Raw genomic sequence first — 10,705 nt, 5'->3', positions numbered from 1 at the left:
AGCAATGAGCGATCATCCGATCACGACCCCGTCAGCAGACGGCATCGCCGCCTCGGCGCAGGCGGCCACCAAAGGCGCCAAGAAAGGCCGCGGCCTGCCCCCGGTGCATGACTGGAACCCCCCGTTTTGCGGCGATCTGGACATGCGTATCGCACGGGATGGAACGTGGTTCTATCAGGGCACGCCCATCGGTCGGCACGGCCTCGTGCGCCTTTTCTCAACCATCCTGCGCCGCGACGGCGACGATTACTTTCTTGTGACCCCTGTCGAAAAAGTGGGCATCACCGTCGAGGATGCACCCTTCGTCGCCGTCGATTTCGACGTCACCGGCGAAGGCGAGGATCAGCGCATCTCGTTTCATACCAACGTGGATGACAGCGTGACCGCAGGCCCGGACGCCCCGATTCGGGTCACGCGCGACGCGGAGACGGGCGAGCCTTCGCCCTACGTCCTCGTGCGTCACAACCTCGAGGCACTGATCGACCGCAAATCCTTTTACCGGCTGGTCGATATCGCAACCCATCATGACGGCTGGTTCGGCCTCTGGTCACAGGGCGCCTTCTTCGGTCTGATTCCGTCCGATGAGCTGCCCGATTGAAGCGTCACGCCCTTGAACCGGGACATGAGCCAAAGGCGCGGCGCGCATCGCTCATGGATGCAATGCGCCCCTCCAAACGCTGTGATCTTGGGTGTCATCTTGGGTTTCTGGCGCGCCTCTCCTAGGCCGTGAACGCCGCGTCAACGGACCTATCGTCAAACCCTGCCGAAGAGTGATATGCTGCCCAGGTAATCCCTTCCCCCGGCGCGCGCGCCGGGCCCTGACCCGATGGAGGCCCCTCATGGACGGCAAGTTTCTGGACAACGATATCGACAAGGTCGTCGCGGCCGACCGCGCCCATGTGTGGCACCACCTCAGCCAGCATAAACCCTACGAGACGAGCGATCCCCGGATCATCGTCGAGGGCAAGGGCATGCGCGTCTGGGACCAGAAGGGCAAAGAGCATATCGACGGCGTTTCGGGCGGTGTCTGGACGGTCAATGTCGGCTACGGGCGCGAGCGGATCGCCAACGCCGTGCGCGATCAGCTGATTCAGCTGAACTATTTTGCCGGCTCCGCAGGTTCGATTCCCGGCGCGAAGTTCTCCGAACGCATCATCTCGAAAATGCCGGGCCTGACCCGCGTCTATTTCACCAACTCGGGCTCAGAGGCCAACGAGAAGGCGTTCAAGATGGTGCGCCAGATCGCGCACAAGCGTCATGGCGGCAAGAAGCACAAGATCCTCTACCGCGATCGCGACTATCACGGCACCACGATTGCCTGCCTGTCGGCGGGCGGACAGCCTGAGCGCAACGCGCAATACGGGCCCTACACCCCCGGCTTCGTCGCCGTGCCCCATTGCCTCGAATACCGCGCGCATCAGCAGGGCTGGGGCGATCTGAGCGGCGAGGCATATGGCCTCGCGGCGGCCAATGCCATCGAGGAGGTCATTCTGGCCGAGGGCCCCGATACCGTGGGCGCCATCTGCCTCGAGCCTGTCACCGCTGGCGGCGGCGTGATCGTCCCGCCCGAGGGGTATTGGCCCCGCGTGCAGGAAATCTGCCGCAAATACGACGTCCTGCTGCATATCGACGAGGTCGTCTGCGGCGTCGGGCGCACCGGCACATGGTTTGGCTATCAGCACTACGGGATCGAGCCGGACTTCGTGACGATGGCCAAGGGCGTTGCCTCGGGCTATGCCGCCATCGCCTGCTGCGTCACCTCCGAGCGTGTTTTCGACATGTTCAAGGACGACGACACCGATCCGATGAACTACTTCCGCGACATTTCCACCTTCGGCGGCTGCACGGCTGGCCCGGCGGCGGCGCTGGAAAACATGAACATCATCGAAGACGAAGGGCTGCTGGAGAATACCATCGCCATGGGCGACTACATGCTCGACCAGCTGCGCGCCCTCAAGGACAAGCATGAAGTCATCGGCGATGTGCGCGGCAAGGGCCTCTTTCTCGGGGCCGAGCTGGTCAAGGACCGTTCGACCCGCGAGCCGATGGACGAGAAATCGGTGGCCGCCGTCACAGCCGATTGCATGGCCCAAGGCGTCATCATCGGCATGACGAACCGTTCGCTGCCGGGCTTCAACAACACGCTGTGCTACTCGCCCGCCCTCATCGCGACCAAAAGCGATATCGACGAGCTGATTACCGCGACGGACAAGGCCCTGACCAAGGTCTTTGGCTGACGCATCCCCGCCTCCGCCGCCCCGATCAGGTGCGGCGGAGGCCCTTTGGGCCGATGTGCGCCATTAGCCGCAAGGCAGCGGTAGCCCGATTGCGGCGCCCGCCCTTTTCCTTGTGCTCTTCGCACTTGCGGCATTTAAGGCCGTGACCTTCTGCTGTATAGCGCACCGAGCTAAAGCGGGTGAATTGCAGGCCGGATTGCCAGTCGCCCCTTCCCCCGCCCATGCGCTGAGCAGGCGCGTATCCAACCCTCTCGACCTGAGGCCCAGTCGCCTCTTCCCCATCTGAAATTCTATGAAAGACCACTCATGAACATGCTCAAGATCGTTGCCGTGCCCATGCACAAGGAAGGTCGCAAGTTCGTCGCGATCTTTGCCGCGATCACCCTTTTGCTCGCCCTGATCTGGGAGCCACTCTTTTGGCTGGGCTGCGGTGCGACGGTGTGGTGCTACTATTTCTTCCGCGATCCCGTGCGCGTGATACCGCAGCAGGAGGGGCTGGTTTTGTCGCCCGCCGATGGCATCGTGTCGCTGATCCAGGAGGTCGTTGCTCCGCCAGAGCTTGATCTGGGCGATGCGCCTGTCTGCCGTGTGTCGGTCTTCATGAACGTCTTTAACTGCCACGTGAACCGCGCGCCCATTGCGGGCACGGTGCGCCAGATCGCCTATCACAAGGGGCAGTTCCTGAACGCCTCCTTCGACAAGGCGAGCGAACTGAACGAGCGAAATTCGCTGATGATCGAGACCGAGGCAGGCGCGCGCATCGGCGTCGTGCAGATCGCCGGCCTCGTCGCGCGGCGCATCGTCTGCTTTGTGCGCGAGGGTGATCCTGTCCGGATCGGTCACCGCTTTGGCCTGATCCGCTTTGGCAGCCGGCTTGACGTCTATCTGCCTGCGGGCGTTTCGCCCCTCGTTTGCGTCGGCCAGACGGCGGTTGCGGGCGAGACCATATTGGCGGATCTCGCGGCGCCGGGCACGGCGCGCAAGGGCATCGCTGAATGAGCACACAGCCAAGGATCAAACTGCGCCACCTCGTGCCCAGCATCGTCACCGTTTTTGCCATCTGCGCGGGTCTTACGTCCGTCAGGATGAGCCTTGAGGGGCATGTACAAGCAAGTCTCTACTTCATCCTGCTCGCCGTTTTCCTCGATGCAGCCGATGGCAAGCTGGCGCGCTTTCTCGACACGGCCAGCCCCTTTGGTGCCGAGCTGGACAGTCTGGCCGATTTCTTCAACTTCGGCATCGCGCCGGGGCTGGTGATTTACAACACGCTCTATCTGGGTGGCCCACATGCGAGCCTCGGCTGGCTGGCCGTGCTGGTGCTGGCCGTCTGCTGCGCAATGCGGTTGGCGCGCTTCAACCTGTCGACAAACAAAGCCGACGTCACGCTCAAGAAAGACGGTTTTTTTGTCGGCGTTCCCGCGCCTGCGCTTGCCTGCCTCGCGCTGATGCCGATATTCCTGCATCAGTGGGGCTGGCAGGATGAAAGCTACCCCGTGCTGCGGGCGATCTACATCATCGGTGTCGGACTGTTGGCCGTCAGCACGATACCGACCTATTCGATCAAACACGCCTCGATCCGCCGCGCGCATCTGCCGTTCGCCGTGGTCACCGCGGTGATCCTCATCGTCTGCCTGATGACGTATCCGTGGCTGACGCTGATTGCAGGAAATCTGCTCTATCTGGCATCCCTGCCGTTTTCCTATCTTGCCTTCAAGAAAGCCGATCACACACTCTAAAGCATATTGCAGCGCGCCGTGGGCAGATCAGCCTGTGCGGGCACCTGAGGTGCGCGGCCATTGTCATGCAGCGGCAAGGGAATTCAGACCTTCGACGGATCCCATTCCGCCAAGACCTTGGAATTGTCGTCGCTGTCATATTCGTACAGCACTTGCTCGGTCACGCCCGGCAGCCTGCCAAATTCTTCGGCCAGTGCCTTGGGAAACCACGACTGGGTGATCTGGCCCGGAAAGATCTCGGCCAGAATGCTTGACGTGCTACGGGTGCATTGCGCCTGCGGCACCGGCCCATAGGCGCGTGCCAGCTGCATCGCCTGTTCGGCCTGCGCGGGCGTTACGTCCAACTGCTGGATCTTGACGTGAAACGTCTTGCGCGCGTGAAAGCGTGTGTAAACATCCGCGATGGCGGGGGTCACGCCAAAGATCACATCGTTCCGCTCGGGAATGGTCTCATGCTTGAACGAGCCTGCGGGATCCCAGATGATCCGCTGCGAGCCGTTGATCATCAGCGAGGTATGCGCGCCTGCGCCGGTGCTGTTGTTGAGCATGGTGAAAAGCGTCAGGCGCGGCGGACCATCGTGGCGATACGCGACGCGCGCGAGATCTTCGTCAGTGGCCCACTCGCCCGGCGGTGCGGCGCAGCTTGCAAGGGCCAGAAAGGCACAGACAGCCATTATGAGTGCGCGCATGGACCGCTGCTCCTACCCCGATGGCCGATGGCGGCCGCAGCTTAGCTGTTGACCAGCGCCATGAAGAGAAGGACGCAAACCGCGAAGATCGCGACGCGCGTCGACCACGTCACGAAGGCATCGAAAGTCTTTTCCTGCTCCGTGGTGTCCATCTTGCCGTGTTCGTGGTCATTGGCCATCGAAAGTCCGTCCTTTGCATGCCGAATTTTTGGCTGGTTACTGTATTTGCCCGCCCCTGTCACCCTCAAAGCGGCACGGGCATGCCTGCTTGGGCCGAGGATCCTTCACCCCTTTTCGAGGTCCTCCGCAAGGCGAAAGCCGATGCGCTCGGCCTTGGCCTGTGCGCGGGGCTTGGGCAGGGCGCGCAGCATGACGCTCAGCTGGCTGACATGCTGCACCAGCTGCGTCTTGCTGCCCGAGGCATCACTGCCGTAAAACGTCACGATATCGGGATCGAAGTAGCCCATCCCTTCGATCTTGAGCACGCCCGCATCGCCGCCGACGAACCCCATGGCCACCTCATGCTCGCTGTCCAGCGCCTTCTCGAAGTTCTGGATGTAGAGGATGAGGCGTTCATACGCCCATTCCGCCGCGCTCTTCTTTTCGACCGGCTTGGACGTGACGCTGGCGGGCGCGGCGTCGGCGGGGCTGGTGCGCCCCTCGCTGGTATGCACCTCGTGACAACGCGGCAGGGCGTCCGCCTCGGCGTGCTCGGCAGTGGTCATGATCTCGTCGCTCACCTGCTGTCCTCCTCACGGTGCCACAGCCATGCGCCATCATCGCGGCGTTTGCGTGTGATGCGCCCCAGCTTATGCAAGTGGTTCAGATGTGCAACCGCCTCGACCAGCGCGAGCCCGTAGGTTCCCGCATCTATCCGTCGCTTGAAAAGCGGGGCAAAACAATCGACTGCGGTGCGCGGCACCTCCAGATGCGCCTCAAGCCGGGTCAGCGCGCCGTGGTGATTCTCGATCAGTTGGCGCATGCGCAGCGGCAGTCCGGTAAAGGGAAGCTTGTGCCCGCCCAGCACCAGATGATCAGCCCGCGCATGACCCGCAAGACGCCCGCAAGCCTCCAGCCAATCGGCAACGGGATCAGCCTCGGGCTCGGTCGGATAGACACCCAGGTTCGGGCTGATCGACGGCAGGATCTGATCGCCCGCGATCACCAGATTGCAGTCCCGGCTCCACAGCGTCAGATGCTCGGGCGCGTGGCCATTGCCGATGCGCACGTCCCAGGTGCGACCTGCGGCCCTCAGCGTGCTGCCCTCTTGCAGGCGGGTATACCCAACAGGCAGCGGCGCGCAGCTATCGGCAAAGTTGAAAGGCCGCGCCGCCTTGCGCTCGGCATAGATCGCGGCATCCATGCCCGCGCTGCGCCAGAATTCCAGCGCCTGAGGCGTCGGGCGATCCTCGGCATCCAGGATCAGCATCCGCGCCATCAGCCAGGCCGTCCGCGTCGTCAGCAGTTCGGCGCCAAAGCGGTCCATGAGCCAGCCCACCATGCCGACATGATCGGGATGGTGATGCGTCAGGACGATGCGGCGCACCGGGCGCCCGCCCAACGGGCCAGCCAGAAGCGTCTCCCAGATCTGGATGCTGCGCCGCGACTGAATGCCGGTATCGACGATGCACCAGCCGCCGTCCTCTTCCTCCAGCGCATAGACATTGACATGATCGAGCGCCATCGGCAGCGGCAGGCGCATCCACAGCACTCCCGGCGCCACCTCGGTCGCGCTGCCCTCGGCGGGCGGCTCGGCCCACGGGTATCTGATGCCGCCCTCGGCGTGGGGATCATGTCGCGTCATCTGGCCTCCTTGGCAATCAGGCAACTGGGCGCTAGTCACGTCGCAGCCTCTACCTAGCCCCTCCGTGCCAAGGATCCCACCCATGATGAAGACACGTACCCTCGCCACGGACGCCGCCGGGATCGCCGAAGCCGCAGCGCTGATCGCAGACGGCCAGATGGTCGCCGTCCCGACCGAGACGGTCTATGGCCTTGCCGGGGATGCCCGCGACGGCACTGCGGTCGCGCGCATCTTCGAGGCCAAGGGGCGGCCCAGCTTCAATCCGTTGATCGTGCATGTGCCGGATCTGGAAACCGCCCGGCGATATGCCGTCTGGAGCGATGCGGCCGAAACTGTCGCGCGCGCCTTCTGGCCCGGACCGCTGACGCTGGTGCTGCCGCTGCGTGCGGGCTGCGGCCTCTCGCCCCTGGTGACCGCCGGGCAGGATAGCGTGGCACTGCGCGTGCCCGCCCACGCCGCCGCCCAAGCGCTCCTGCGCGCCAGCGGCGCACCGCTTGCCGCGCCCTCGGCCAATCCCTCGGGCCGGATCAGCCCGACCCGCCCGGAGCATGTCCGCGCCGGTCTGGACGGGCGCATCGCCGCGATCCTTGATGGCGGCGCCTGCGGTGTCGGCGTGGAATCGACCATTCTGGGCCTGACCGATACGCCGATCCTGCTGCGCCCCGGCGGCCTGCCTGCCGAAATCATCGAGGAGGCCCTTGGCGCGCCCCTGCCCGGCTACCAACCCGGCAGCGCAATCACTGCGCCCGGCCAGCTTGCCTCGCACTACGCGCCCAAGGCCACCATGCGTCTCGGGGCCGAAGCGCCAAAGCCAGGCGAAGTGCTGCTTGGCTTCGGTGGTACCCCAGGCGCCGCGCTGGATCTCTCGTTGTCGGGAGATCTGCTCGAGGCGGCAGCCAATCTGTTCGATCACCTGCACCGTCTCGACACGGGCGGCGCCACGGTCATCGCGGTCGCCCCGGTGCCAGAAACCGGCCTTGGCCGCGCAATCAATGACCGATTGCGCCGCGCCGCAGCGCCGCGCCAAAGCGTTCCACCTAAAACATGAGTCATGGCTTCTGGCAGAGCGCTTCTGGCAGAGCGCCTTAGCACAACAGGGCGTGCGCGCGCGTCGCCCATAGCGGAGTTTCAGCTCAAAGGGGTGACGCCCCAGCGCCGCTCAATCGAGCGCGCGCGCCTCACTGGTCAAAAGGATCGGGATCCCTGCACGTATGGGAAAAGCCAACCCCGCCGAATGACTGACAAGCTCGGCTGCGCTCGCGTCATACTCCAGCCGCTGATGGCTGTGCGGACAAATCAGCGCCTCCAACATCCGGCGGTCAAACTCAGGGCCAGTCGAATCCGGGCCAGCCACCTCAGAGCCTGTCGATTCCGGAACAGGAACCACGGCGCGATCACTCTCATCCGTCATTGCATCATTCCCTCTCCATCACCGCCGCGCATGGCGAACTCCAAAAGGGTCATCAGCGTCTCGCGCCGGGTGCTCAGCGACGGTGCCTCCAGAAGGGCCTGCTTGTCCTCCGGCTCAAAGCCCAAAAGCATCGACAGCGAGTTTATCAAAAGCTCGTCGTCGGCTTCCTTGAGGCTGTCCCAATCTGTCTGAAGATCCTGCGCATCGAAATATTGCGCCAGCGAGGCCAAAAACGCCTCGCGGTCAAAAGAGTTGTCTTCTTCCTCACCACCCTGATCGCGCTCGAACCCCGACCAAGACACGCGGGCCCGACGGTAAGGGGTAAACCCCTCGACCTCCTCAAGCAGCCGGAAACGCGAGATCCCCGCCAGAGTGACCATGTATCGTCCGTCCTCCGTCTCGGAGAATTGGGTTACGCGCCCGACACAGCCGATGGTATGCAGGCCGGGACCGGCCCTGCCCGGCACCTTGTTGGGCTGGATCATCCCAATCAGGCGCTCGGGCGTCTTGAGCGCATCATCGAGCATCGCAAGATAGCGCGGCTCGAAAAGGTGCAATGGCAAACGCGCCCGAGGCAAGAGCAGCGCACCGGGAAGCGGGAAAATCGGAACGATGTCCGGAAGGTCTAACTTGCGTGTCATGACTTCCTATCTAGTCCACGCACCCTGCCGGACAAGCGCTGCGCGCGGGCTGGTCTGCGTATCTCACGCAAAGATAAGCGAGCTGAGTTTGCGCCGCCCGTTCAACACGACCGGATCGTTCGGCTTGAGCGAGTCAAAGACGGTGAAGAGTTGCGTCTTGGCTGCGCCCTCGTTCCAGTCGGCATCGCGGCGAAAAAGTTCGAGCAGATGATCGACCGCCTCGCCGCTGCGCCCAGTCGCGGCCAGTGCCAACGCCAGATCATAGCGCGCCTGATGATTGTCCGCATCCGCCTCGACAGCGGCCTCCAGCTCGGCCACCGGCCCTGCATCCTCGGCCTGCCGCGCAAGGGCCAGCTGCGCATGCGCGGCCTCCATCTCGGGCTTGCCATGCAGATCGGCGGGCGCGCCGTTCAGCACTGCTTCGGCCTGCTCCAGATCGCCGGCCGCGATGTGCGCGCGCGCCATGCCGCCAAAGGCCGCGGCGCTCGTCTCATCCTCGGCGGCGATGGCGGCAAAAACCTGAAGCGCACCTGCGGTGTCGCCTGCCTCCAGCATCTCATCCGCCGCCGTGATCGCCTCGGCCAATCCCCCGTCGTCTGCGGCGCCGCCGCCCGCCGCCTCAATGACCCGCGCAACAAAAGCGTCCAGCTCCGAGCCCGAGACATTCCCTTGAAAGCCATCTATCGGCTGGCCCTGCCAAAAGGCGTAGACCGTCGGGATCGACTGCACACGCAACTGGCCGGCGATGCCCTGATTCTCATCGACATTGACCTTGGCCATCCGAACAGCGCCGCCCGCCTTGGTCATGGCCGCCTCCAACGCGGGGCCCAGCGTCTTGCAAGGGGCGCACCACGGCGCCCAGAAATCCACGATCACCGGAACGGTCTGCGACAGCTCGACGACCTCGGCCATGAAATCGGCCTCGGACACGTCCTTGATCAGATCTGTTGCGGGGGCCTGGCCACCAAGTTCTATCATTTTGTCTCGCCTCGCTCGATGAATTGCGCGTTGGCCTCATAAATGGCCCGGCTCACCTTGCGTTGCAAGGGGCTGGGTCAAGTCCGCCAAGGCACGCAGGCCAGTCCCTCTTTCATTGTTCTGAAAATACTCCGGGGGTGCGGGGGCAGAGCCCCCGCGGGGCGGCGCAAGCCGCCACTGGATCGCTCCGAGCGATCGCTCCGAGCGATCGCCCCAAGCAATCTCCCCGAGCGATCTCACAGATCAAAGGTGGCAAAAACAGGCGCGTGATCGCTGGGCTGCTCCCACCCGCGGACGGCGCGCAGGATACGGCTCGAATGGGCCGAGGCCGCGATATCGCCTGTGGCCCAGATGTGATCGAGGCGGCGGCCCTTGTCGGCGGCATCCCAATCCCTGGCGCGGTAGGACCACCAGCTATAAAGCTGGCCTTCGGGGATATCGGCGCGCGTCACATCGCGCCAGTCCCCCGCCTCCCTTGCCTCTTCCAGATGCGCCACCTCTATGGGCGTATGGCTGACCACCTTCAGAAGTTTCTTGTGGCTCCAGACATCATCTTCGCGCGGCGCGATGTTGAGATCGCCCACGAGGATGGACTTCCGAGGCGTATCGCTCCGCGCCCAGTCGCGCATCTGGGTCAGGTAATCCAGCTTCTGGCCGAACTTGTCGTTGACCTCGCGATCAGCCACATCGCCCCCCGCCGGCACGTAGAAATTATGGATCACCGTCCCGTTCTCCAACCGACCGGCGATATGCCGGGCATGGCCCAGCTCGGCAAAATCATGCGCGCCGACCTCCTCGATCGGCAGCTTGGACAGGATGGCCACACCGTTATAGCCCTTCTGGCCGCGCGCGATCATGTGGGTATAGCCAAGCGCCGCGAAATCCTCGGTCGGGATCTTGTCGACCGGGCTCTTGCACTCTTGCAGGCACAGCACATCGGGGCCCTCCTCGGCCAAGAGCTTGCAAACCAGCGGCGCACGCAGCCGGACCGAGTTGATGTTCCAGGTGGCGAGGGTGAAGGGCATGGGCATCTCCTTGGGGCGGATCATGTATCCGCAGTCCCTAGCAGAGCCAGCCCGCGCGGACCAGCGCGCCGCCCTCAGACCCTGCACAAAAATCAGGCCCTGCACAAAAAAAGACCCCGGCAAAAGCCGGGGCCAGTCCAACAGGGAGGTGCATATGAAAATCCCGAATTTTAACAAACACGAG

At 63.9% G+C, this 10,705-nt stretch carries 13 protein-coding genes; 5 read left to right on the top strand and 8 right to left on the bottom strand.

What is annotated here, in order from left to right; translation table 11 throughout:
* Positions 1 to 4 precede the first annotated feature (4 nt).
* The 4 genes from V8352_RS12395 to V8352_RS12380 all read left to right on the top strand — a co-directional run bounded on the left by V8352_RS12395 (position 5) and on the right by V8352_RS12380 (position 3,973).
* Positions 5 to 598, top strand: coding sequence for a DUF1285 domain-containing protein (locus V8352_RS12395; protein WP_336424607.1), 594 nt, complete (start codon positions 5 to 7; stop codon positions 596 to 598).
* Positions 599 to 839: 241 nt separating this feature from the next.
* Positions 840 to 2,237, top strand: coding sequence for an aminotransferase family protein (locus tag V8352_RS12390; RefSeq protein ID WP_336424606.1), 1,398 nt, complete (start codon positions 840 to 842; stop codon positions 2,235 to 2,237).
* A gap of 282 nt (positions 2,238 to 2,519) precedes the next feature.
* On the top strand, positions 2,520 to 3,236 hold the full coding sequence (locus V8352_RS12385; protein WP_336424634.1) for a phosphatidylserine decarboxylase: 717 nt from the start codon (positions 2,520 to 2,522) through the stop codon (positions 3,234 to 3,236).
* Positions 3,233 to 3,973 (top strand): CDP-alcohol phosphatidyltransferase family protein, encoded by a 741-nt coding sequence (locus V8352_RS12380; RefSeq protein WP_336424605.1) that lies wholly within the window; start codon positions 3,233 to 3,235, stop codon positions 3,971 to 3,973. Before V8352_RS12385 ends, V8352_RS12380 begins: the two co-directional genes overlap by 4 nt.
* Positions 3,974 to 4,056: 83 nt before the next feature.
* Here the strand turns inward: V8352_RS12380 and V8352_RS12375 are convergent, their stop codons facing one another.
* From V8352_RS12375 to V8352_RS12360, 4 genes are all read right to left on the bottom strand, one after another.
* Complete coding sequence (locus V8352_RS12375; RefSeq protein ID WP_336424604.1) at positions 4,057 to 4,662, bottom strand: hypothetical protein; 606 nt, start codon at positions 4,660 to 4,662, stop codon at positions 4,057 to 4,059.
* A 41-nt stretch (positions 4,663 to 4,703) separates the two neighbouring features.
* A complete protein-coding gene (locus V8352_RS12370) occupies positions 4,704 to 4,841 on the bottom strand; it encodes an aa3-type cytochrome c oxidase subunit IV (protein WP_336424603.1) in 138 nt (45 codons plus the stop codon).
* A gap of 105 nt (positions 4,842 to 4,946) precedes the next feature.
* The gene (locus V8352_RS12365) at positions 4,947 to 5,402 is read right to left on the bottom strand and encodes a DUF6173 family protein (RefSeq protein ID WP_336424602.1); all 456 of its coding nucleotides are present in this window, start codon (positions 5,400 to 5,402) and stop codon (positions 4,947 to 4,949) included.
* A complete protein-coding gene (locus tag V8352_RS12360) occupies positions 5,399 to 6,466 on the bottom strand; it encodes an MBL fold metallo-hydrolase (protein ID WP_336424601.1) in 1,068 nt (355 codons plus the stop codon). Before V8352_RS12360 ends, V8352_RS12365 begins: the two co-directional genes overlap by 4 nt.
* A gap of 82 nt (positions 6,467 to 6,548) precedes the next feature.
* Here V8352_RS12360 and V8352_RS12355 point away from each other — a divergent pair, with 82 nt between their 5' ends.
* Complete coding sequence (locus V8352_RS12355; RefSeq protein ID WP_442971025.1) at positions 6,549 to 7,514, top strand: L-threonylcarbamoyladenylate synthase; 966 nt, start codon at positions 6,549 to 6,551, stop codon at positions 7,512 to 7,514.
* Between the two features lie 111 nt (positions 7,515 to 7,625).
* Here V8352_RS12355 and V8352_RS12350 read toward each other — a convergent pair whose 3' ends face one another.
* The 4 genes from V8352_RS12350 to V8352_RS12335 form a co-directional block, all read right to left on the bottom strand.
* A complete protein-coding gene (locus V8352_RS12350) occupies positions 7,626 to 7,778 on the bottom strand; it encodes a Trm112 family protein (RefSeq protein ID WP_336424632.1) in 153 nt (50 codons plus the stop codon).
* A 95-nt stretch (positions 7,779 to 7,873) separates the two neighbouring features.
* The gene (locus V8352_RS12345) at positions 7,874 to 8,518 is read right to left on the bottom strand and encodes an LON peptidase substrate-binding domain-containing protein (RefSeq protein WP_336424600.1); all 645 of its coding nucleotides are present in this window, start codon (positions 8,516 to 8,518) and stop codon (positions 7,874 to 7,876) included.
* 63 nt (positions 8,519 to 8,581) lie between these two features.
* Entirely contained in the window at positions 8,582 to 9,496 is a 915-nt protein-coding gene (locus V8352_RS12340) for a co-chaperone YbbN (protein ID WP_336424599.1), read from the bottom strand.
* Positions 9,497 to 9,732: 236 nt separating this feature from the next.
* Positions 9,733 to 10,521: an exodeoxyribonuclease III gene (locus V8352_RS12335; RefSeq protein ID WP_336424598.1), complete on the bottom strand. Its 789-nt coding sequence runs from the start codon at positions 10,519 to 10,521 to the stop codon at positions 9,733 to 9,735.
* Positions 10,522 to 10,705: the final 184 nt, after the last annotated feature.

Source organism: Roseovarius sp. D0-M9 (assembly GCF_037083805.1).
Taxonomy (GTDB): Bacteria; Pseudomonadota; Alphaproteobacteria; order Rhodobacterales; family Rhodobacteraceae; genus Roseovarius.
The sequence above is the reverse complement of the archived record's forward strand: the minus strand, read 5'-3'. Positions and strand labels throughout refer to the sequence as shown.

What these genes read in the sequence shown, in the direction of transcription:
- V8352_RS12370 (WP_336424603.1), bottom strand. Translation starts at nt 4,841, where the DNA reads ATGGCCAATGACCACGAACACGGCAAGATGGACACCACGGAGCAGGAA.
- V8352_RS12390 (WP_336424606.1), top strand. Translation starts at nt 840, where the DNA reads ATGGACGGCAAGTTTCTGGACAACGATATCGACAAGGTCGTCGCGGCC.
- V8352_RS12350 (WP_336424632.1), bottom strand. Translation starts at nt 7,778, where the DNA reads ATGTTGGAGGCGCTGATTTGTCCGCACAGCCATCAGCGGCTGGAGTAT.
- V8352_RS12375 (WP_336424604.1), bottom strand. Translation starts at nt 4,662, where the DNA reads ATGCGCGCACTCATAATGGCTGTCTGTGCCTTTCTGGCCCTTGCAAGC.
- V8352_RS12380 (WP_336424605.1), top strand. Translation starts at nt 3,233, where the DNA reads ATGAGCACACAGCCAAGGATCAAACTGCGCCACCTCGTGCCCAGCATC.
- V8352_RS12355 (WP_442971025.1), top strand. Translation starts at nt 6,549, where the DNA reads ATGATGAAGACACGTACCCTCGCCACGGACGCCGCCGGGATCGCCGAA.
- V8352_RS12345 (WP_336424600.1), bottom strand. Translation starts at nt 8,518, where the DNA reads ATGACACGCAAGTTAGACCTTCCGGACATCGTTCCGATTTTCCCGCTT.
- V8352_RS12335 (WP_336424598.1), bottom strand. Translation starts at nt 10,521, where the DNA reads ATGCCCTTCACCCTCGCCACCTGGAACATCAACTCGGTCCGGCTGCGT.
- V8352_RS12340 (WP_336424599.1), bottom strand. Translation starts at nt 9,496, where the DNA reads ATGATAGAACTTGGTGGCCAGGCCCCCGCAACAGATCTGATCAAGGAC.
- V8352_RS12360 (WP_336424601.1), bottom strand. Translation starts at nt 6,466, where the DNA reads ATGACGCGACATGATCCCCACGCCGAGGGCGGCATCAGATACCCGTGG.
- V8352_RS12395 (WP_336424607.1), top strand. Translation starts at nt 5, where the DNA reads ATGAGCGATCATCCGATCACGACCCCGTCAGCAGACGGCATCGCCGCC.